A 22014-nucleotide genomic window follows, 5' to 3' on the forward strand; every position below is an offset into this window, starting at 1 on the left:
GTGCGTACACCGGCCGGGCCCCTCTCGTACTCATACGAATCCGCGTCGCGCGAATCCCCTCGCGCGCGTCCGCTCAGCCGAGCTTGTTCCGCACGGCCTCGACGATCGTGTCCAGGGCGACCGGGCCCTGCTCGCCGATGTCGAGATCCTTGATCTGGACGACGCCCTCAGCCAGGTCCCGCTCGCCCGCGATGATCGCCAGCCGCGCTCCGGACCTGCCGGCCGACTTCATCGCGTTCTTCAGGCCCTTGCCGCCGTACGCGAAGTCGGTGGCGACGCCGGCCCGGCGCAGCTCGGTGACCACGCCGAACAGCACCCGGCGGGCTTCCTCGCCGAGCGGCACCGCGAAGACCTGCGTGGCGGCGGGCAGTTCGAGCTCGACGCCCTCGGCCTTGAGCGCCAGCACGGTGCGGTCGACGCCGAGCGCCCAGCCGACGGACGGCAGCTCGGGGCCGCCGATCATCTCGGAGAGGCCGTCGTAGCGGCCGCCGCCGCCCACAGCGGACTGCGAGCCGAGCCCGTCGTGCACGAACTCGAAGGTGGTGCGGGTGTAATAGTCCAGGCCGCGCACCAGCTTCTCGTCGTCCTCGAAGACGATGCCCGCCGCGGTCAGCAGCTCGCGCACCTCCTCGTGGTACGCCTTGCACGCCGCGCAGAGGTGATCGCGCATCATCGGCGCACCGACGAGCTGCTTCTGCACCGTGTCGCGCTTGTCGTCGAGCACCCGCATCGGGTTGATCTCGGCCCGGCGCAGCGTCTCCTCGTCGAGGTCGAGACCGCGCAGGAACTCCTGGAGGACGGCCCGGTAGGCGGGGCGGCACTCCTTGTCGCCCAGCGAGTTGAGCAGCAGCCGGAAGTTCCGCAGGCCCAGCGAGCGGTAGGCGTCGACGGCCAGGATGATCAGCTCGGCGTCCAGCGCCGGGTCCTCGGCGCCGATGGCCTCGGCGCCGACCTGTGAGAAGTGCCGGAAGCGGCCGGCCTGCGGACGCTCGTAGCGGTAGTACGAGCCGGAGTACCAGAGCTTGACAGGGAGGTTGCCGCTCTTGTGCAGGTTGGCCTGGAGGGCCGCGCGCAGCACGGAGGCGGTGCCCTCGGGGCGCAGCGCGAGCTGGTCGCCGCCCTTGGTGGTGAGGGTGTACATCTCCTTGGTGACGATGTCGGTGGACTCGCCGACGCCGCGGGAGAACAGCTCCACGTTCTCGAAGCCGGGGGTCTCGACATAGCCGTAGCCGGCCCGGCGCAGCGGCGCGGAGATGGCCTCGCGCACCGCGAGGAAGGTGGCGGAGTCCGGCGGGATCAGGTCGTACGTGCCCTTGGGGGCATTGAAGGTGCTCACGGGAAGAGTCGTCACATTCCTCGTCGCGGAGCGGCGGGGTCGCCGGCTCCGAGGCCGTTCGCCGCCACGTCCCGCAGGTACGGGTTCGCGGCGCGTTCGCGGCCGATGGTCGTCTGGGCGCCGTGGCCGGACAGCACCACGGTCGAGTCGTCGAGCGGCAGGCACACGCGGGCCAGCGATTCGAGCATCTCGGCGTGGTCGCCGCCGGGCAGGTCGGTGCGTCCGATGGAGCCGGCGAAGAGCAGGTCGCCCGAGAAGAACACCGGCGGAACGTCAGGGTTCTCGGGCATCCTGAAGGTCACCGACCCCTTCGTATGGCCCGGCGCATGCGCGACGGAGAAGTCCATCCCGGCCAGCCGGAGCGCGGCGCCGTCGGTGAGTTCCCGGACGTCGTCCGGCTCCCCGACGGTCAGCTCGCCCATCAGCGGCTGTCCGATGGAGCGGCCCAGCGCCTTCTCGGGGTCGCTCATCATGTAGCGGTCCGAGGGGTGGATCCAGGCCGGTACGTCATGCGCGCCGCACACCGGGACGACCGAGGCGACATGGTCGATGTGGCCGTGGGTGAGGATGACGGCGACGGGCTTGAGCCGGTGTTTGGCGAGTGTCTCCTCGACGCCCTGGGTCGCCTGGTGACCCGGGTCGATGATCACGCACTCTTCGCCTGCGGCGGGGGCGACCAGATAGCAATTGGTTCCCCAGGCCCCGGCGGGAAACCCAGCAATGAGCACGATCGTCCTTCGAGTCGTTTGAGTCGTCCGGCAGAAGATTTCGGCTGATCCGAAGCTTACCGGCGGCCCCTACCGGGCCGCGAACCCGTATACGGTACGGCCCAAGCTCTGGACATTCACACTTCAGGACAGTCACACGGACGACACGGCAATCCGAGACGGCAATAGGAGACGACCCGGTGGTCAACAACGAGCAGCGGCGGCGGCAGCTGGCCCGGGAGAAGTTCGAGCGGCAGCAGCGGCGCAGGGCGCAAGCCCGCAGCAAGGCCCGGCGGCGCAACGCGGTGCTCGCTTCCGGCCTGGTCCTGCTGCTGGCGGCGGGCGCGACGGCGTACGCGGCGGGCGGCCTGGGCGGCGGCGACGAGAAGGCCGGTGCGGACGCGGCGCCGAGCGCTTCGCCGGGCAAGGCCCCCGACCCCTGCGCGAAGCCCGCGCCCGGCGCCCCGAAGAACCTCCAGTGGAAGAAGGAGCCGGCGCTCACCATCGACACGTCGGCTTCCTACACCATGGAGCTGCGGACGACCTGCGGCGACATTACGCTCGGCCTGGACGCCGACAAGGCGCCGCGCACCGTGAACTCCTTCAACTTCCTCGCGGGCAAGGGGTACTTCGACCACACCAAGTGCCACCGGCTGACGAGCGGCGGCGTCTTCGTGTTGCAGTGCGGCGACCCGAAGGGCACCGGCGCGGGCGACCCCGGCTACACGATCCCGGACGAGAACCTCAAGGACCCCAAACTCAGCAAGAAGATCTACCCGGCGGGCACCGTCGCGATGGCGAACCGCTACGACGCGAAGAACAAGAAGAACCGGAACAGCGGCGGCAGCCAGTTCTTCCTGGTGTACCAGGACAGCCAGTTGCCACCCGACTACACCCCGTTCGGGACCATCGACGGCGGCAAGGACGCGCTGAAGAAGATCGTCGACGCGGGGGCGGAGGCACAGGATCAGCAGACCGGGAACACCGCGCCGAACGCCACCGTTGTGATCAACAAGGCGGTCGTGAAGAAGTCTTGACCCGTGGATCCCGCGCGGTGCGCGATAAGTTGGGCCGTGCGGGATTTCGGTCGTACGGGATACGGACAGCCGGGCCGCCGGTCGCCTATCTTGGCGTTGTGTACTGTGCCCGCGCCGACGGCCGACACCCCTGTGACCGTTGACGTACGCGTGAGCGGCGCCGGAGCACATTCGTCGGACCGGTCCGGGCGCGGCCCGGCCGGAAGAAACTGTGGACGATGCCCGCGGGCCCCGCGCCCGTCCGGGCATCAGTGGAGGAGGCGCTGTGACCAGCGACCCGTGGGGCCGCGTCGATGAGACGGGGACCGTGTACGTGCGTACGGCCGAGGGCGAGCAAGTCGTCGGATCGTGGCAGGCGGGATCTCCGGAGGAGGCCCTCGCCTACTTCGAGCGCAAGTACGACGGCCTGGTCGTCGAGATCGGTCTCCTCGAACGTCGGGTGAAGACCACCGACCTGTCGACGAAGGACGCGACGACCGCCATCGACCATCTGCGCGAGCAGCTCGTCCAGCACCACGCGGTCGGCGACCTGGACGCGCTCAGCAAGCGGCTGGACGCCCTGGTGGCCACCGTCGAGTCGCGCCGCGAGGAGCGCAAGGCGGCCAAGGCCAAGCAGTCGGACGAGGCCCGCGGCGCGAAGGAAGCCCTGGTCACCGAGGCCGAGGAGCTCGCCGTCAGCGAGCAGTGGCGGTCGGCCGGCGAGCGGCTGCGCGCCCTGGTCGACATCTGGAAAGGGCTGCCGCGCCTCGACCGGAAGGCCGACGACGAGCTGTGGCACCGCTTCTCGCACGCCCGCTCGGCGTTCTCCAAGCGCCGCAAGGCGCACTTCGCCTCGCTCGACGCGCAGCGCGAGGACGCCCGCAAGGTCAAGGAGAAGCTGGTCGCGGAAGCCGAGGCGCTCTCCGCCTCCACCGACTGGGGCCCGACCGCCGCCCGCTACCGCGACCTGATGACGGACTGGAAGGCGGCCGGGCGCGCCCAGCGCGAGGCCGAGGACGACCTGTGGAACCGCTTCCGCGGCGCCCAGGACGTCTTCTTCCAGGCCCGCGGTGAGGTCTTCGCCGAGCGCGACGCCGAGCAGGCCGAGAACCTCACCCGCAAGGAGGAGCTGGTCGCCGAGGCGGAGAAGCTGCTGCCGGTCACGGACCTGAAGGCGGCCCGCGCCGCCTTCCGCTCGATCAACGAGCGCTGGGAGGCCGTCGGGCATGTCCCGCGCGACGCCCGGCCGAAGATCGAGGGCCGGATGCACACGGTCGAGCGGGCGCTCCAGGACTCCGAGGAGACCGAGTGGAAGCGCACGAACCCGGAGGCGCGGGCCCGCGCGGCGGGTCTGACCGGTCAGTTGCAGGACGCCGTCGACAAGCTGCGCTCCCAGGTGGACGTGGCCCGCGCGGGCGGCAACAACTCCAAGGCCGACAAGCTCGCCCGTGAGCTGGAGGGCCGGCAGGCGCTGCTGGACCAGGCGCTCAAGGGACTTGAGGAGTTCGGCGGCTGACACAGCCGGATCGACAGCCCGATCGCATGACGAAGGGGGCTCCCGTACGTGATGTACGGGAGCCCCCTTTCGTCTGCGCCGTTACGGGACGGCGGGCGTTACGCGCGGCGGCTTACGGGCGGCGGGCCGAGGTGACGCGGTAGACGTCGTAGACGCCCTCGACACCGCGTACCGCCTTGAGCACGTGCCCCAGGTGCTTGGGGTCGCCCATCTCGAAGGTGAAGCGCGAGGTGGCGACCCGGTCCCGGGAGGTCTGCACGGCGGCGGACAGGATGTTGACGTGCTGGTCGGACAGCACCCGGGTGACGTCCGAGAGCAGCCGCGACCGGTCCAGCGCCTCCACCTGGATGGCGACCAGGAAGACGGACGACTGGGTGGGCGCCCATTCGACTTCGAGGATGCGCTCCGGCTGCTGCGAGAGCGAGTCCACGTTGACGCAGTCCGCCCGGTGCACCGAGACGCCGCTGCCGCGGGTCACGAAGCCGATGATGGGGTCGCCCGGCACCGGCGTACAACAGCGCGCCAGCTTGACCCATACGTCGTCGACGCCCTTGACGACCACGCCCGGGTCGGTGGTGGTGCGCCGCTTGGTGTTGCGCAGCGGGGTGGTCTCGGCGATGTCCTCGGAGGCCGCGTCCTCGCCGCCGACCGCCTGGACCAGCTTCTGCACCACGGACTGGGCGGTGACATGGCTTTCGCCGATCGCCGCGTAGAGCGCCGAGATGTCGGGGTAGCGCATCTCGTGCGCGAGGGTGACCAGCGAGTCGCCGGTGAGGATGCGCTGGATCGGCAGGTTCTGCTTGCGCATGGCCCGCGCGATGGCGTCCTTGCCCTGCTCGATGGCCTCGTCGCGGCGCTCCTTGGAGAACCAGGCGCGGATCTTGTTGCGGGCCCGCGGCGACTTGACGAAGCCCAGCCAGTCGCGGGACGGGGCCGCGCCGGGCGCCTTGGAGGTGAAGACCTCCACCAAGTCGCCGTTGTCCAGGGTGGATTCGAGCGGGACGAGCCGGCCGTTGACCCGTGCCCCTATCGTCCGGTGGCCCACCTCGGTGTGCACCGCGTACGCGAAGTCGACGGGGGTCGCGCCCGCCGGAAGCGCTATGACGTCGCCCTTCGGCGTGAAGACGAAGACCTCGTTGCGGGACAGGTCGAAGCGCAGCGAGTCGAGGAACTCGCTCGGGTCCTCGGTCTCCTTCTGCCAGTCGAGCAACTGCCGCAGCCACGCCATGTCGTTGACGGTGTCCTGGCGGCCCCCGGTGCCGACGCCCTTGGGCGCGTCGGTGCGCACCTTGGAGGCGCCCGCGACGGCTTCCTGCTTGTACTTCCAGTGCGCGGCGATGCCGTACTCGGCGCGGCGGTGCATGTCGAAGGTGCGGATCTGGAGTTCGACCGGTTTGCCGTTGGGCCCTATGACCGTCGTGTGCAGCGACTGGTACATGTTGAACTTGGGCATCGCGATGTAGTCCTTGAACCGCCCCGGCACCGGGTTCCACCGGGCGTGCACGGTGCCGAGCGCCGCGTAGCAGTCGCGGACGGTGTCGACGAGGACGCGGATGCCCACCAGGTCGTAGATCTCGGCGAAGTCCCGGCCTCGCACGATCATCTTCTGGTAGACGGAGTAGTAGTGCTTCGGGCGGCCGGTGACGGTCGCCTTGATCCGGGCGGCGCGCAGGTCGGACTGAACCTCGTCGGTGACGACGGCGAGGTACTCGTCGCGCTTGGGCGCCCGCTCGGCGACGAGCCGCACGATCTCGTCGTACATCTTGGGGTAGAGGATCGCGAAGGCGAGGTCCTCCAGCTCCCACTTGATGGTGTTCATTCCCAGCCGGTGCGCCAGCGGGGCGTAGATCTCCAGCGTCTCGCGGGCCTTCTTCTCCTGCTTCTCCCGCTTGAGGTAGCGCATCGTGCGCATGTTGTGCAGCCGGTCGGCGAGCTTGATGACCAGGACGCGCGGGTCCTTGGCCATGGCGACGACCATCTTGCGCACGGTCTCGGCCTGCGCGGCCTCGCCGAATTTCACCTTGTCGAGCTTGGTGACGCCGTCGACCAGCAGCGCGACCTGGTCGCCGAAGTCGCGGCGCAGCGTCTCCAGGCCGTACTCGGTGTCCTCGACGGTGTCGTGCAGCAGCCCGGCCATCAGCGTCGCCGGGTCCATGCCCAGCTCGGCGAGGATCGTGGTCACCGCGAGCGGGTGGGTGATGTACGGGTCGCCGCTCTTGCGCTTCTGGCCGCGGTGCCAGCGCTCGGCGACCTGGTAGGCGCGCTCGATCTGACGCAGCGTGGACGCCTCGGCCTTGGGGTCGTTGCCGCGCACGATGCGCAGCAACGGCTCCAGGACGGGGTGGTACGGGCTGGAGCGCGGCACGCCGAGCCGGGCGAGGCGGGCGCGGACCCGGTTGGAGGAGCCGGTGCGCCCGCTGCCGGCCGGCGGGGCGGGGCGGGCCGGGGAGAGCGCGGCCGTCCCGTTCGCCGGGCCGGTCACCTTGTCGGCGGGGGGTGTCGCGGGAGCCGTCGCGGCGGGTGTACCGGTGAGCGCCGTCGCACCGTTGGGCCGGCCGGCGGGCGGCGGCTTCGACTCGGCCTTCGCGTCGGCGCTCGTGTCAGCCTTCGCGTCGGCGCTCGTGTCAGCCTTCGCGTCGGCGCTCGTGTCGGCCTTCGCGTCGGCTGCGGGCTTCGCGTCGGCCGCGGCGGCGGGACCGGGCTTGGGGCCGGGCTTCGGCTTCGCCGCGTCGTCGCTGCTGTTCGCAGGCGCGTCGGAGGCCGCCGCGGCCTCGGCAGTCGGCTCGTCCGGTTGCGCGGCGGTGAGCGGCTGGGCCTCGTCTGGCAAGAGCACTCCTCAAGTGAGTCCGGATCGCAAGACCGCAAACGGATCAGGAGGCCATGATATCGGTCTCGACACCACTGCACTCCCGCTGACCGTCGGCGATACACAACGGAGAAAGAGCACCCGGTTCGATTCCGGGTGCTCTTTCTCTACGACCCCTCTAACGCGGAGGGATACTTTGCCCTACCCAGCACTGCCCGTCCGTGATTAGCGACTCCAGCGAGCGGCATCTCTCGACCCTCCACACGGAAGCCTGCACAGTTGACGAGAATTAAGCTGCTGCCTCAGATAGGGAGAAGACCGAAACTCTCGACTAGTGCTTCCACGTCACGAAAGAAAAGCCCTTCATCTTGAGCTGCGGCGTTGACGCCACCTTGCCCCACGGGACGATGACATGGCCGGACCCGCCACAGCCAGCGTTGTACCACTTTGCCTTGTGGTTCCGGCCATGGTAGCCAAGCACCTTGACACAAGGGCCCCCCCGGAGGGCCGTCCATTTGTAGCCCACCCTGACCCGAGCGTTGTTGCCTATGACGCCGCAGTTCGACGTGGTCGGAGGGCTCCACCTGCCAGGCAGGCCTCCCCCCGCACTGCCACAGGACCTGCTCGCGTCGACCACAATGCTGGCCGACGAGGCGTTCCCAGCCTTTGAGGGTGCCGCCTGCACCGGAGTGACGGTGAGCCCGACTGCCGCAACGGCAACGAGCGAAACTACCCCCGTAGTGACCCTACGTGAAACTGTCATGCAATTCCCCCACTTTGTAATGCCTTGGTCAAAGGCTTTCGCTGTGATCTAACCACGAGACCACTGCCCCTGACCAGGTGATTGAGCGACCAGTTGATTCTTGCTTGACGTCGTCACTCCACAGTGCGGCGTTGGTGGCCAGAGCCGGATGACGTCGCGAATGAGCCAGGCCACCTTGCGCAAGCGTTTTTTGCAGCCGGACTGCTGGGGCAGATACGGGAACAGGTGCCGCAGGTGGGAACGGGTGTGAGGCAGCCAGCGGGCCTCGGAGATGAGGTTCTCCGTACGGTCCGAACCACAAGAGGAGGGTGCCCTGGACACTCCCAGGACACCCAAATCATTGTCGTACACCAGGCATCAGACCGTGATCAGGGCCTCCAGCGGAGCGCCCGCGAGCGAGCGCTCGAGCCGCTGTCGGCCGGCGAGGAAGCCGAGCTCCAGGAGCACGGACACCCCGGCGACCTCGGCCCCGGCCCGCCGGATGAGGTCCAGCGAGGCTTCGGCGGTGCCGCCGGTGGCGAGCACGTCGTCGATCACCATCACCCGGTCGCCCGCGCGCAGGTCCTCGGCGTGCACCTCGATCTCGGCGCTGCCGTACTCCAGCTCGTACGTCTGCGACAGCGTCGCGCCGGGCAGCTTGCCCGCCTTGCGCACGGGTACGAAGCCGAGCCCGGCCCGGACGGCGGCCGGTGCGGCCAGGATGAAGCCGCGGGCCTCCAGACCGACGATCTTGCTGGCCCCGTGCCGCACGCAGAGCTCCGCCAGCGCCTCGGTGAGCGCGCCGAAGGCGACCGGATCGGCGAGCAGCGGGGTGATGTCCTTGAACATCACCCCGGGCTCGGGATAGTCCGGTACATCGCGGATGCGGTCGAGCAGCAGTCCGCGCAGCTCGTCGGTGGCGGTCATCGGCGCTTGCCGGAGGGGCGGCCCCGGCCGCGGGCCCGGGACGCGGGCTGGCTGCGGGTGCCCGTGGTGCCGGCGGTGGCCGCGCCCCGCGAGTCGCCGCCGTAGCCGGACTCGTCATCGTCGTCGCGCTCGGTGGTCTCGTCCGGCTCGAACTCCATCTCGGGCGCGCCCTTGGCCTCGGCGGCGGCGCGCTTGGCGAGCACCCGCTTGGTCAGGGCCCGCATCTGCGGCTCGCGCTCCTTGAAGTCGACGACCAGCGGGGTCGCGATGAAGATCGAGGAGTACGCGCCGGCCGCGAGGCCGACGAACAGCGCGAGCGAGATGTCGTTGAGCATGCCCGCGCCGAGGAAACCGCCACCGATGAAGAGCAGCGCGGCGACCGGCATCAGCGCCACGATCGTGGTGTTGATGGACCGCACCAGGGTGCCGTTGAGGCTGCGGTTGGCGAACTCGCTGTACGTGGAGCGGGACTGTTTGGTGATGCCCCGGGTGCTCTCCTTGAGGCCGTCGAAGACCACGACGGTGTCGTACAGGGAGTAACCGAGGATCGTGAGCAGACCGATCACCGTGCCGGGAGTGACCTCGAAGCCGACCAGCGCGTAGATGCCGACCGTGATGGAGAGGTCGTGGATGAGCGAGATCAGGGCCGCGATCGCCATCCGCAACTCGAAGGCGATGGCCAGATAGATCACCACCAGGACCATGAAGATCGCCAGGCCCAGCCAGGCCTTGCTGGCGACCTCCTCGCCCCAGCTCGGTCCGACCAGCTGGGTGTTGATCTCCGAGGTCTTCATGTCCAGGTCGCTCGCGAGCTTCTCCTGGACCTTCACGGACTGCTTGGTGTCGAGCTCGCTGATCTGGATGCGCAGCGTGCCGTTGCCGAGCTTCTGCACGAGGGCCGGGTGGCTGGACGCCTCTTCGGCCTTCACCCGCGCGTGCGTCTCCGAGATGCTCGTCTTGGGGGTGGTGAAGACCGCGCCGCCGGAGAACTCGATGCCCATGTTCAGGCCGCGCACCCCCAGGCCGACGATGGCCGTGATGGTGATCAGGATCGAGATCGCGTACCAGATCTTGCGCTTGCCGACGAAGTCGTAGCCGACTTCACCGCGGTAGAGCCTGGCGCCGAGGCTGCCGAGTCGCGACATCTCACGCCTCCTTCGGGTCGACGGGGGCGGCGGAACGGCTGCGGCGCAGCGGCGGCTTGGCGCCGAGGCGCTTGGGGTCGAGGCCGGACCACGGGTTTCCCGAGCTGAAGAACTTCGTCCGGGCCAGCAGGGTCATCAACGGCTTGGTGAACAGGAAGACCACCACGACGTCGAGGAGCGTGGTCAGGCCGAGGGTGAACGCGAAGCCCTGCACCTTGCCGACCGTGACCACGAAGAGCACCGCGGCGGCGAGGAACGACACGAAGTCGGACACCAGGATGGTGCGCCGGGCGCGCGGCCAGCCCCGCTCGACGGCCGGACGGAGCGTGCGGCCCTCGCGGACCTCATCGCGGATGCGTTCGAAGTAGACGATGAACGAGTCCGCGGTGATGCCGATCGCGACGATCGCACCGCACACAGCGGGCAGGTTCAGCGCGAACCCGATCCCCTTGCCCAGCAACGTCATGATCGTGTACGTGAGGATCGCGGAGACCCCGAGGCTGGCGATGGCGACCATGGCCAGACCGCGGTAGTAGGCGACCAGGTAGATGATCACCAGGGCGAGGCCGATGGCGCCGGCGATGAGGCCGGCTTGCAGCTGCTCGCCGCCGAGCGCGGCGGAGACGGTGGTCTCGTCGACGACGTCGAAGGTGAGCGGCAGCGCGCCGTACGACAGGACGTTGGCGAGATCCCCGGCGCTCTTCTGCGTGAAGCTGCCCGAGATGGTCGCGCTGCCGCCGGCGATGGCTGTGTTGACGGACGGGTCGGAGACGACTTCGCCGTCGAGCACGATCGCGAACTGGTTCTGCGGGGGCTGCTGGGTCGCGAGCTTCCCGGTGACGTCGGCGAACTTCTTGCCGCCGCCGGAGGTGAAGTTCAGTTCGACGATCCACGCGCCACTCTTCGGGTCGATAATCGCCTTCGCACCATCGACGTCTGTGCCCTCGATCTGGACCGGCCCGAGCACGTACTTCGCCGTGCCGTCGTCCTTGCAGGCCAAGGTGGGCTTGCCCGCCGTGGCGCCTTCGGCTGCCTTGACGCGCGCGGCCGGCTTGGAGCAGTCCAGCGCTTCGAGCTTCTTCTGCAGCGCCGGCGGCACGGTGGCGGCGCCGGGTTGCGGCGCCTCAGGCGAGGGCGGCGGGGTGCTGGCCTTCGGCGAGGGGGCCGCGTCGGCCTTCAGGCCGTCGGTGACCGCGCGTCCCTGGGTGGTGGCACTGGCGCTCGGCGTCGCGGAGTCGGTGGACTTGTCGCCACTGTTCCCGCTGTCGGCCTTGTCACCGGCCGGGGGCTTGTTCTGCCCCTTCTTGCCGCCGGGCGTCGGACTGTCCGACGGTTTCGGGGTGGCAGGGGTGTTGGGCACCACCGTGATGAGCGGGCGGAAGTTCAGCTTCGCCGTGGTGCCGACCTGCTGCCTGGCCTGCTTCGCGTCCGTCCCCTTGGGGATGTTCACGATGATGTGCGAGGCGCCCTGCGTCTGTACCTCGGCCTCCGAGACACCGAGGCCGTTGACCCGTCGGTTGATGATCGCGACGGCGGTGTTCATGTTGGTCTCGTTGATCGCGTTGGGCTTGCCCGGCTCGTTCTTCGCCTCCAGCGTGAAGCTGGTGCCGCCCGCGAGGTCGATTCCCAGACGCGGCTTGGTCTGTCCGGAGAGGAACATCCCCCCGGTCAGCGCCACCATGGCGATCAGGATCAGAACCAGGGCGCGCACTGGCCTGCCCTGGGCCCCGGAGGACCTACGGCCCTTCTTCGGTGCTGCCACCTTCTCGTATCTCCCTGTCCAACCGCCCCGCGAAGGGTGTGTGCCGGGCGGCCACGAAGTGTTATGGGGACGTACCCCCGCCGGAGCCTAGACCGTCCCGGATACCGCGGGACAGCGCACGGTGAGCGTCGTCGACCGCGAGCTCCGCGGAGGGTGGGACGTCACCGGGCGTACCGCGGCCCGGGTAGGACTACTTCGCGTCGGTGTCGCCGTCCTTGCCGTCCTGCTTGGCGTCCTGCTTGGCGTCCTTCGCGGTGTCCTTCTCGGTGTCCTTCTCAGCGACCTTGGGCTCCGCTTCGTCGACGGCCGGCGTCTCGGACTTGCCGAGGTCGATCTTGCCGTCGGTGGCGGTCTCGTCACCGGGCTCGTCGGCCGCGGTCAGCGAGGAGGCGTCGTTCGGGACGAGCGGCTCGTCGAGCTTGAGGTCGCTGTCCGGGTCGACGCCGTGGACGATGCGGTTGTACTCGGCGTCGTCCAGGACGGTGCCGATGGAGTTCTTCGCGTAGATGGCGTGCACGCCCGGTGCGATCTCGAGGTGGACCGAGTCGTCGTGAACCTCCTTGACGGTGGCGTACATGCCGCCGATCGTCCGCACGCCGGAGCCGGGCTGCATCTGGTTACGCATCTTCGCGGCCGCGCGCTGCTTGTTCTTGGCCGACCGGGTCATCAGGAACATGGCCCCGATGAGCACGATGAACGGGAGGAGAGTCACGATATTCACGGGGCGGAATTTCCTTCGCACGACCGCGCGTCTGCGGCCTGATATACGGGGGTGGGCATGCCGTCCTGAACGGGTGGCATCGGCGGAGTCTAAGCGAGTCCGTACCTATGGAACAACGCCCAGCATCGCACCGGGGTTCCTCGGACCGCGGCGCCCGCGCCCTCACGCCCCGAACAAGCCGCGCTGCCCGGCCCCGCCGCCCCCGGATTGCTGCGGCGGCACGAGTCCCAGGTGCGCCCAGGCGGCGGGGGTGGCGACCCGGCCCCTGGGGGTGCGGGCCAGCAGGCCCTCCCGTACCAGGAACGGCTCGGCGACCTCCTCGACCGTCTCGCGCTCCTCCCCCACCGCGACCGCAAGCGTGGACAGCCCCACCGGGCCGCCGCCGAACAGCTTGAGCAGCGCGCCGAGCACCGCGCGGTCCAGCCGGTCCAGGCCGCGGTGGTCCACCTCGTACACCTTCAGGGCATGCGTGGCGATCTCCAGGGTGACCACGCCGTCCGCCTTGACCTGGGCGTAGTCCCGCACCCGGCGCAGCAGCCGGTTGGCGATGCGCGGGGTGCCGCGGGAGCGGCCGGCGATCTCGGCCGCGCCGTCCGGCTCCATCTCGACGTCGAGCAGCCGGGCGGAGCGGTGCAGGACGCGCTCCAGCTCGGCCGGGGCGTAGAACTCCATGTGGCCGGTGAAGCCGAAGCGGTCGCGCAGCGGGGGCGGCAGCAGTCCGGCCCTGGTGGTGGCGCCGACCTGGGTGAAGGGCGGGAGTTCGAGCGGGATGGCGGTGGCGCCCGGCCCCTTGCCGACGATGACGTCGACCCGGAAGTCCTCCATCGCCATGTACAGCATCTCTTCGGCGGGCCGGGACATCCGGTGGATCTCGTCGAGGAAGAGCACCTCGCCCTCGGCGAGCGAGGAGAGGATGGCGGCGAGGTCGCCCGCGTGCTGGATGGCGGGGCCCGAGGTGATCCGGATCGGGGCGCCCATCTCGGCCGCGATGATCATCGAAAGGGTGGTCTTGCCGAGCCCGGGGGCGCCGGAGAGCAGTACGTGGTCGGCGGTGCCGCCGCGCTGACGGGCCGCGCGCAGCACCAGGTCCAGCTGCTCCCTGACGCGCTCCTGGCCGACGAACTCATCGAGGTCCTTGGGCCGCAGCGCGGCCTCGATGGCCTGGTCCTCGCCGTCGGCGACCGGGCCGACCAGTCGGTCGGCCGCGTCCTCGGGCTCCCCGGCCAGGTCCTCGGTGGTGGTCGGCGCGGTCTCGTCCCAGTTCATCGTCGGTCTCTCGGGTTGACGTCAGCGGGTGCGGTTGAGGGTCTGCAGGGCGGCCCTGAGCAGCGCGCCCACCTGGGGGGCCGTTCCCTGGGCGAGCGCGGCCTCGGCCTCGGGGGTGACGGCGGTGACGGCCTCGTCGGCCTCGCGGCCGGCGTACCCCAGGCCCACCAGGGCCGCGTGCAGCTGCTCGCGCCAGCCGGAGCTGACCGGCGAGAAGACGCCCGGGGCGGAGCCGACCGGTGCGCCGAGCCGGTCCTTGAGTTCGAGCAGCAGCCGCTGCGCGCCCTTCTTGCCGATGCCGGGGACGGCGGTCAGCGTCTTCTCGTCGCCCTGCGCGACGGCGATCCGCAGGGTGTCGGGCGAGTGCACCGCGAGCATCGCCTGGGCGAGCCGGGGGCCGACGCCGCTGGCGGTCAGCAGCAGTTCGAAGGTCTGCCGCTCGTCGTCGTCGGCGAAGCCGTAGAGGGTCAGGGAGTCCTCGCGGACGACGAGCGAGGTGGCGAGCTTGGCCCGCTGCCCGATGCGGAGCCCGGCGAGGGTGCCGGGGCTGCACTGGACGGCCATGCCGACGCCGCCGACCTCGACCACCGCGGAGTCCGGGGCGAGGGCGGCTACCGGGCCGGTGACGAAGGCGATCATGCGGTGCCCTTCGGGGTGCGCTGCGGGGTACGGACGGGAGCGGTGGCGGGACGGGCTGCCGTGCTGGTGTGCCGGCCCGTGGCGGCGCGGTGGGCCGCCACGGCCTGTTGCAGCCGGTTGGCGGCCGGGGCCCGCCAGATATGGCAGATGGCGAGCGCGAGGGCGTCCGCGGCGTCGGCCGGTCTGGGGGGCGCGTCGAGCCGGAGCAGCCGGGTGACCATCGCGCCGACCTGCGCCTTGTCGGCGCGGCCACTGCCGGTGACCGCCGCCTTGACCTCGCTGGGGGTGTGCAGCGCGACGGGCAGGCCGCGCCGGGCGGCGCAGAGCATGGCGACGGCGCTGGCCTGGGCGGTGCCCATCACGGTGGCCACGTTGTGCTGGCTGAACACGCGCTCGACGGCGACGCATTCGGGACGGTGCTCGTCGAGCCACTGCTCGATGCCGGCTTCGATCAGCACCAGGCGGTCGCCGATGTGGGCGTCCGCGGGGGTGCGGATGACGCCGACGCCGATCATGCGCAGCGGGCGGCCCGCGAGCCCGTCCACCACGCCGATGCCGCACCGGGTCAGGCCGGGGTCCACACCGAGCACGCGCACCGCCGCGCCACCCCTCTCCCCGTCCGTGGTTCGGTCATCTGTTCCTGGAGGCTATCGGCTCGGACTGACAATGCGGACGGGCCGACGGGTGTGTCCCGTCGGCCCGTTGCCACGACTGCCCGCTGACCAGCGATCAGGCGTCGACCTTGGCCATGACCTCGTCGGGGACGTCGAAGTTGGCGAAGACGTTCTGCACGTCGTCGCTGTCCTCCAGCGCGTCGATCAGCTTGAAGATCTTGCGCGCGCCGTCCTCGTCCAGCTCGACCTGCATGGTCGGCAGGAAGTTGGCGTCGGCCGAGTCGTAGTCGAGGCCGGCCTCCACCAGGGCGGTACGCACCGCGACCATGTCGGTGGCCTCGCTGACGACCTCGTAGGCCTCGCCGAGGTCGTTGACCTCCTCGGCGCCCGCGTCGAGCACCGCGCCGAGCACGTCGTCCTCGGACAGCCGGCTCTCGCCCTTGGGGACGATCACGACGCCCTTGCGGTTGAAGAGGTACGAAACGGAGCCGGGGTCGGCCATCGAGCCGCCGTTGCGGGTCATCGCGACGCGGACGTCGGAGGCCGCGCGGTTGCGGTTGTCGGTCAGGCACTCGATGAGCACCGCGACGCCGTTCGGGCCGTAGCCCTCGTACATGATCGTCTGGTAATCGGCGCCACCGTCCTCCAGACCGGAGCCGCGCTTCACCGCACTGTCGATGTTCTTGTTCGGTACCGAGCTCTTCTTCGCCTTCTGGATGGCGTCGACCAGAGTCGGGTTTCCGGCCAGATCGCCGCCGCCGCTGCGCGCCGCCACCTCGATGTTCTTGATCATCTTGGCGAAGAGCTTGCCGCGCTTGGCATCGATCACGGCCTTCTTGTGCTTCGTCGTAGCCCATTTAGAGTGGCCGGACATCCGCGCGTCTCCTTCGCTTCACCAATAACGAACGCAAGCGATCCTACCGGGATCGCGTCACCCTACTGCGCGCACCATGTTCACAAACAATGCGTGAACACGATGATCACCGGTCAGTTCGGGGTGGAAGGACGTCGCGAGGACGTCGCCCTGCCGGACCGCGACGGTGTGGCCCCGGTGCCGGGCGAGCACCTCGACCGCGCCGCCGGTGGACTCGACCCAGGGCGCGCGGATGAACACGCCGTCGACCGGGCCGCCTTCGACGCCCGCGAAGTCCACGGCCGCCTCGAAGGACTCGTTCTGCCGGCCGAAGGCGTTGCGGCGCACGATCATGTCCACGCCGCCGATCGTCTCCTGGTCCTCACGGCCGTCCAGGATCTTGTCCGCGACCATGATCATGCCAGCGCAGGTGCCGTAGACCGGCAGCCCGGACCGCACCCGCTCGCGCAGCGGCTCCAGCATCCCGAAGATGACCGCGAGCTTGGACATGGTGGTCGACTCGCCGCCGGGGATCACCAGCCCGTCGATCTCGGCCAGTTCCTCGGGGCGGCGCACCGGCCGGGCGAGCGCGCCGGACTCCGCGAGCGCGACGAGGTGTTCGCGGACGTCGCCCTGGAGGGCGAGGACTCCGACGACGGGAGTGGAGACGGGGGACACGGGCGGCGGCCTTTCGGAGCGGCGGGAGCGGCGGGGAGCGCGGGAGCCGGGCCCGCGAAGGCGGGCCCGGCCGGCGGGGGCGGGTACGCCGAGGGGCGGCCGACGGAGTCCGCGGGCCGCCCCTCGGGAGTCGACAGGTCCGGCTACCAGCCGCGGTTGGCGTAGCGCTCGCCCTCCGGGAGGGTGTCGCAGTTGATGCCGACCATGGCCTCGCCCAGATTGCGGGAGACGTCCGCGACGATCTTGGGGTCATCGTGGAAGGTGGTGGCCTTCACGATCGCGGCGGCGCGGCGGGCCGGGTCGCCGGACTTGAAGATGCCGGAGCCGACGAAGACGCCCTCGGCGCCGAGCTGCATCATCAGCGCGGCGTCCGCCGGGGTCGCGACGCCGCCCGCGCTGAAGAGCACGACGGGCAGCTTGCCGAGGCCCGCGACCTCCTTGACCAGCTCGTACGGCGCCTGGAGGTTCTTCGCGGCGACGAACAGCTCGGTCTCGTCCAGGGTGGACAGCCGGCGGATCTCGGAGCGGATCTGCCGCATGTGGCGGACCGCCTCGACGACGTTGCCGGTGCCCGCCTCGCCCTTGGAGCGGATCATGGCCGCGCCCTCGGAGATGCGCCGCAGCGCCTCGCCCAGGTTGGTCGCGCCACAGACGAAGGGGGTGGTGAAGGCCCACTTGTCGCTGTGGTTGACCTCGTCGGCCGGGGTGAGCACCTCGGACTCGTCGATGTAGTCGACGCCGAGCGCCTGAAGCACCCGCGCCTCGACGAAGTGGCCGATGCGCGACTTGGCCATCACCGGGATGGAGACAGCGGCGATGATGCCGTCGATCATGTCCGGGTCGGACATCCTGGCCACGCCGCCGTCCTTGCGGATGTCGGCGGGAACGCGCTCCAGGGCCATCACCGCGACGGCGCCCGCGTCCTCGGCGATCTTCGCCTCCTCGGGCGTGACGACGTCCATGATCACGCCGCCCTTGAGCTGCTCGGCCATGCCGCGCTTGACGCGCGCGGTGCCGGTCTCGGGGGCCTGGGGGGTGCTGGTGGGCGTGCTGGACACGGTTGACCTCTCACTTGGATCACGAAGGTGCGACGAGCCCGGACAGGGCCGTTCGGGGGTGGTTCCGGGCTCCGCGCCCGGTCCGCCGACCGGTGCGTGCGCGCCAGCACCGACACAACCCGTTCGGGGCGCGCACGACAAGAGCCAATCGGCGACCGGTGGCCCGCAACACCCCCCGCGCGGGTGATTCGGCGCAGGTCAGTTGCCGGTACGGTCCGCGAGCACGGCGGGCGGCTCGTCGTCCATCTCGACGGCGAGCGGGAACGGGGCGTGGCCCGCCAGCCGGAAATAGCGCACCACCCGGTGCCGCCGCACGGCCCGCGCCGCGCGCACCGAGTCGTTGTGGAAGCGCCGCGCCATCGGCACCCGGCGGACGGCCGCGGTCAGCTCCGTCATCGACTCCTCGCCGCCCGGCGCCTCCCGTACCGCCTCGGCCTGCGCGACCTCGCTGAAGACGGCGCGCAGCGCCTGGCTCAGCTCGCTCTCGGCCACCTCGCGCTGCTCCTCCTCGGCCTGCCGGGCCGCGTGCGCCGCCTGGTAGAGCACGATCGACGAGGCGGGGTCCAGCACCCCCGCGGTGCCCAGCTCCTGCGCGACGGAGGCCCGGCGCAGCAGCTGCGCGTCGAGGGCCGCCTTCGCCGCGTCGATACGGGTGTGCAGCCGGTCGAGCCGGCCCGCGGTCCAGCTGAGATAGATGCCGATGAGGAGCAGTGCGACTGCGATCCAGATGAGGGTGGTCACGGCGGGCAAGGCTACCGGCCACGCGGCGCGGGGCGCTCCGCGCAGTAGCGCCGTGACCGGTGCGTCCTTCGGCCGCACTGTCCTCAATCGCTGGGGCGCCTCCCGGCCGAAGGTCGGGGGAGGGCTGAATTTTCAGCCCGTTGGGGGCGCCTCCCGGCCGAAGGCTGGGGGAGATTGAGGACAGCGCGCCCACCGGGTCCACGCTGCGGGCCGGCTGCGCCCCTTCCCGTTCAGCCTCTGGCGAGGCCGTTCAGTCCCGGGCGAGCCCGAACCGCGCCCGCAGCCCCGTGCGTTCGTCGGCGGCGACCGAGGCCGCGCCGTCCGCCACCGTCTCGTAGACGGAGAGGATGTCCGCGGCGACCGTCGTCCAGTCGAAGCGGCGTACGTGCCGGCGGCCGGTCCGGCTCAGCTCGGCGCGGCGCTCCGGGTCGCCGAGCAGCCTTACCACCGCGGTGGCCAGCGCGTCGGCGTCCTCGACGGGGAAGAGCTCCCCGGCCGCCCCGTGGTCCAGCACCTGGGCGAACGCGTCGAGGTCGCTGGCCAGCACCGGCGCGCCCGCCGACATGGCCTCCACCAGGATGATGCCGAAGCTCTCGCCGCCGGTGTTCGGGGCGATGTAGAGGTCGACGCTGCGCAGCAGCCGCGCCTTGTCCTCGTCGCTGACCATGCCGAGGAATTCGACGCGCTCGCGCAACTCCTTGGGCAGTGTGGCGACGGCCTCCTCCTCGTCGCCGGGCCCGGCGACCAGCAGTCTGCTGCCGGGGCGGTCGGCGAGGATCTTCGGGAGGGCCTTGATCAGCGTCGGCAGGCCCTTGCGCGGCTCGTCGATGCGGCCGATGAAGCCGATCGTGCCGCCCTGCCACTCGGCCTTGGGCTCGGCCCGGTCGAAGAAACCGACGTCGACGCCGTTGGGGATGACCACCGCGTCGCCGCCGAGGTGCTCCACCAGTGTCCTGCGGGCGTACTCGCTGACCGCGATGCGCGCGCTGATCTTCTCCAGCGCGGGCTGCAGGATCGGGTACGCGGCGATCATGATCCGGGAGCGCGGATTGGAGGTGTGGAAGGTCGCGACGATCGGCCCCTGCGCGGACCAGCAGGCGAGCAGCGCGAGCGAGGGCGTGGCGGGCTCGTGGATGTGCAGCACGTCGAAGTCGCCGTCGTGCACCCAGCGCCGGACCCTGGCGGCCGACAGGAAGCCGAAGTTGAGCCGGGCGACCGAGCCGTTGTACGGCACGGGGACGGCCCGCCCGGCCGACACCACGTACGGCGGCAGCGGCGTCTCGTCGTCCGCCGGAGCGAGCACCGAGACGGTGTGGCCCAGCCCGATGAGGTGCTCGGCGAGGTCGCGGATGTGGAACTGGACGCCGCCCGGGACATCCCAGGAGTACGGGCAGACGATCCCGATCCTCAAGACTTCTCCGTTCCGGAGCTGTCGTCGGCGCGAACCCGGTCGGACGGAGCCCGGTCGGCGGCGTCCGGGGACGCGGTGTCCGGAGACGCGGTGCCTGCCGGCGGAAGCTCGGCGGAGTCCGCCGGGACCTCGTCGAGGTCGGCGAGCCACAGCCGTTGCAGCATGTGCCAGTCCTGCGGATGCTCGGCGATGCCCGAGGCGAAGACGTCGGCCAGCGCCTGGGTCATCTCGATGGCCTGCTCACGGCGGGTTCCGAGCTCGGGGACCTCGATCGCCTGGTGGATCCGGCCGCGCATGACCGAGGACTCGTCGTACCAGAGGGTGACCGGCAGCAATAGCGCCCCGGTCTGCCGCGCCAGCATCGCGGGACCGCCGGGCATCCGCGCGCTCTCGCCGAAGAACTTCACCTCGATGCCGGACGCGGACAGATCGCGGTCGGCGACCAGGCAGATCAGCCCGCCCGCCCGCAGCCGCCGGGCGAGCGTGCCGAAGGCGCTGCCGCCGGTGTGCGGCAGCACCTCCATGCCCAGGCTCTCCCGGTAGGCGACGAAGCGGTCGTAGAGCGACTCGGGCTTGAGCCGCTCGGCGACGGTGGTGAAGGGCACCCCGACCGTGGTGGTGACCCAGGCCCCGGCGAGGTCCCAGTTGGCCATGTGCGGAAGCGCGACGATGATCCCGCGCCCCTTGGCCAGCCCCTCTTCGAGGTGGTGGACGCCCTTGATCTCGATGCCGTCACGGATGCGCTGCTCGCTCCACGCCGGGAGCCGGAACGACTCCATCCAGTAGCGCAGATACGAGCGCATCCCGGCCTTGGACAGCGCGGCGAGCCGCTCGGCGGAGGCGTCGGGCACCACGCGCGCGAGGTTGGACTCCAGGCGCAGCACGCTCTTGCCGCGCCGCTTCCAGACGGTGTCGGCGATGCGCTGGCCCAGCCGTACGGCGACCGGTTCGGGCAGCCGCTTGACGGCGCTCCAGCCGAATCCGTACAGCCCGTCGGTGATCCGGTCCTTGATCATGCGGTCTCGCTCCCAGCCTGCGTCGCGGCGTCCGCCTCGGCGGCTTCCCGCCGTACGGTGACCACACGCTGGCCGAGCGTCACCAGACTGCCGACGGCGACCACCCACAGGGCGATCGGCAGCAGTACGTCGATGTGCGGCACACCGAACTTGTGCAGTCCGGCGAAGCCGCACGCGACCAGCGAGATGACCAGGCGTTCCGCGCGCTCGATGAGCCCGTTGACGTTGACCGGCAGTCCGATGCTCTCGCCGCGGGCCTTGGTGTAGGAGACCACCTGGCCGCTCGCGAGACAGAAGATCGTGACCGCGCAGAGCACCAGGTCGTCGCCGCGCCCGGCGTACCAGAGCGCGAGCCCGCCGAAGATGGCGGCGTCGGCGACCCGGTCGAGGGTGGAGTCGAGGAACGCGCCCCAGCGGCTGGAGGTGCCCGCCTGCCGCGCCATGTTCCCGTCCACCAGGTCCGAGAAGACGAACAGTGTGATGACGACGGTGCCCCAGAAGAACTCTCCCTGCGGGTAGAAGACCAGCGCGCCTGCCATCACGCCGCCCGTGCCGATGAGGGTCACGGCGTCGGGGCTGACCCCGAGGCGAAGCAGCAGGGCGGCGAACGGGGTGAGAACACGCGTGAAGAATGCACGCGCGTACTTGTTCAGCATGGCCTTCCCGGAGGGTCGATGCGGGCCGGCGACCGAGGCGGCCACCGGCGGCCCATCGTAGCCACGACGTCACGGCCCGCCGCGAACGCATCGCACCGTGCCGGGCGGCGGGGGCGCCGCCGGCCGTGGACGGGGGCGGGACTGCGTCCGGCGCGCGGGCGCGCGATGGCGGCCGCGGGGCCCGCGCGCGTAGGCGCGGCGGGCCTCAGCGGCCGGCCCGGTGCGCGCCGCCGCAGGACCCGGCCGCCCGGCCCGCCCGCCGATCGGTGTCCTTTCCGTGACCTTTGTCTGTGGAAGATCACACACCGGTCCGCCACCTCGGCCGACCGGCCGGTTCACCGCGGCCCGGGTCGGCTCGGGTCGGCCGAAAGGACGACCCCGGCCGCCCCGCCCGGTACGTCCGC

19 protein-coding genes and 1 pseudogene are annotated in these 22014 nt (G+C 70.7%); 2 read left to right on the forward strand and 18 right to left on the reverse strand.

The features are described 5' to 3' along the window. Positions 1-73: 73 nt before the first annotated feature. Both hisS and QMK28_RS04420 read right to left on the reverse strand, forming a co-directional pair. Entirely contained in the window at positions 74-1336 is a 1263-nt protein-coding gene (gene hisS, locus QMK28_RS04415; protein WP_326435634.1) for a histidine--tRNA ligase, read from the reverse strand. A gap of 11 nt (positions 1337-1347) precedes the next feature. Then, entirely contained in the window at positions 1348-2064 is a 717-nt protein-coding gene (locus QMK28_RS04420) for an MBL fold metallo-hydrolase (RefSeq protein ID WP_326435635.1), read from the reverse strand. Between the two features lie 179 nt (positions 2065-2243). On the opposite strand from QMK28_RS04420, the gene QMK28_RS04425 reads away from it, so the two are divergent. Next, a complete protein-coding gene (locus QMK28_RS04425) occupies positions 2244-3080 on the forward strand; it encodes a peptidylprolyl isomerase (protein WP_326435636.1) in 837 nt (278 codons plus the stop codon). Positions 3081-3345: 265 nt separating this feature from the next. After that, positions 3346-4575, forward strand: a complete 1230-nt coding sequence (locus tag QMK28_RS04430; protein ID WP_326435637.1) for a DUF349 domain-containing protein — start codon at positions 3346-3348, stop codon at positions 4573-4575. Between the two features lie 112 nt (positions 4576-4687). Here the strand turns inward: QMK28_RS04430 and QMK28_RS04435 are convergent, their stop codons facing one another. The 16 genes and pseudogenes from QMK28_RS04435 to pgsA all read right to left on the reverse strand — a co-directional run bounded on the left by QMK28_RS04435 (position 4688) and on the right by pgsA (position 21610). Next, complete coding sequence (locus QMK28_RS04435) at positions 4688-7402, reverse strand: RelA/SpoT family protein (RefSeq protein ID WP_326435638.1); 2715 nt, start codon at positions 7400-7402, stop codon at positions 4688-4690. 848 nt (positions 7403-8250) lie between these two features. Beyond that, positions 8251-8414 (reverse strand): annotated as a pseudogene (locus QMK28_RS34160) (IS982 family transposase); the annotation flags it as partial. A gap of 87 nt (positions 8415-8501) precedes the next feature. After that, the gene (locus QMK28_RS04440) at positions 8502-9050 is read right to left on the reverse strand and encodes an adenine phosphoribosyltransferase (RefSeq protein WP_326435639.1); all 549 of its coding nucleotides are present in this window, start codon (positions 9048-9050) and stop codon (positions 8502-8504) included. Next, complete coding sequence (secF, locus tag QMK28_RS04445) at positions 9047-10195, reverse strand: protein translocase subunit SecF (protein ID WP_326435640.1); 1149 nt, start codon at positions 10193-10195, stop codon at positions 9047-9049. Before secF ends, QMK28_RS04440 begins: the two co-directional genes overlap by 4 nt. Position 10196: 1 nt before the next feature. Further along, complete coding sequence (gene secD, locus QMK28_RS04450) at positions 10197-11957, reverse strand: protein translocase subunit SecD (protein ID WP_326435641.1); 1761 nt, start codon at positions 11955-11957, stop codon at positions 10197-10199. Between the two features lie 190 nt (positions 11958-12147). After that, entirely contained in the window at positions 12148-12678 is a 531-nt protein-coding gene (yajC, locus tag QMK28_RS04455; protein WP_326435642.1) for a preprotein translocase subunit YajC, read from the reverse strand. 162 nt (positions 12679-12840) lie between these two features. After that, positions 12841-13944, reverse strand: a complete 1104-nt coding sequence (ruvB, locus tag QMK28_RS04460; RefSeq protein ID WP_326435643.1) for a Holliday junction branch migration DNA helicase RuvB — start codon at positions 13942-13944, stop codon at positions 12841-12843. A gap of 21 nt (positions 13945-13965) precedes the next feature. Continuing rightward, a complete protein-coding gene (ruvA, locus tag QMK28_RS04465; RefSeq protein WP_326435644.1) occupies positions 13966-14583 on the reverse strand; it encodes a Holliday junction branch migration protein RuvA in 618 nt (205 codons plus the stop codon). Beyond that, a complete protein-coding gene (gene ruvC / locus QMK28_RS04470; RefSeq protein ID WP_326435645.1) occupies positions 14580-15179 on the reverse strand; it encodes a crossover junction endodeoxyribonuclease RuvC in 600 nt (199 codons plus the stop codon). Before ruvC ends, ruvA begins: the two co-directional genes overlap by 4 nt. Positions 15180-15312: 133 nt before the next feature. Continuing rightward, positions 15313-16071 carry a YebC/PmpR family DNA-binding transcriptional regulator gene (locus QMK28_RS04475; protein WP_326435646.1) on the reverse strand — a complete coding sequence of 253 codons (759 nt, stop codon included), beginning with the start codon at positions 16069-16071 and terminating at the stop codon, positions 15313-15315. 57 nt (positions 16072-16128) lie between these two features. Then, positions 16129-16728 carry a pyridoxal 5'-phosphate synthase glutaminase subunit PdxT gene (pdxT, locus tag QMK28_RS04480; RefSeq protein ID WP_326435647.1) on the reverse strand — a complete coding sequence of 200 codons (600 nt, stop codon included), beginning with the start codon at positions 16726-16728 and terminating at the stop codon, positions 16129-16131. Between the two features lie 143 nt (positions 16729-16871). Next, a complete protein-coding gene (pdxS, locus tag QMK28_RS04485; RefSeq protein ID WP_326435648.1) occupies positions 16872-17786 on the reverse strand; it encodes a pyridoxal 5'-phosphate synthase lyase subunit PdxS in 915 nt (304 codons plus the stop codon). A 198-nt stretch (positions 17787-17984) separates the two neighbouring features. Continuing rightward, entirely contained in the window at positions 17985-18527 is a 543-nt protein-coding gene (locus tag QMK28_RS04490) for a hypothetical protein (RefSeq protein WP_326435649.1), read from the reverse strand. A 250-nt stretch (positions 18528-18777) separates the two neighbouring features. Then, the gene (locus QMK28_RS04495; protein WP_326435650.1) at positions 18778-19938 is read right to left on the reverse strand and encodes a glycosyltransferase family 4 protein; all 1161 of its coding nucleotides are present in this window, start codon (positions 19936-19938) and stop codon (positions 18778-18780) included. Beyond that, positions 19935-20954: a phosphatidylinositol mannoside acyltransferase gene (locus tag QMK28_RS04500; RefSeq protein ID WP_443050533.1), complete on the reverse strand. Its 1020-nt coding sequence runs from the start codon at positions 20952-20954 to the stop codon at positions 19935-19937. Before QMK28_RS04500 ends, QMK28_RS04495 begins: the two co-directional genes overlap by 4 nt. Next, positions 20951-21610 carry a phosphatidylinositol phosphate synthase gene (pgsA, locus tag QMK28_RS04505; protein ID WP_326435651.1) on the reverse strand — a complete coding sequence of 220 codons (660 nt, stop codon included), beginning with the start codon at positions 21608-21610 and terminating at the stop codon, positions 20951-20953. The genes QMK28_RS04500 and pgsA overlap by 4 nt, the downstream gene beginning before the upstream one ends. Positions 21611-22014 lie beyond the last annotated feature (404 nt).

It is taken from the genome of Streptomyces sp. H27-D2, assembly GCF_035828615.1.
GTDB lineage: Bacteria > Actinomycetota > Actinomycetes > Streptomycetales > Streptomycetaceae > Streptomyces.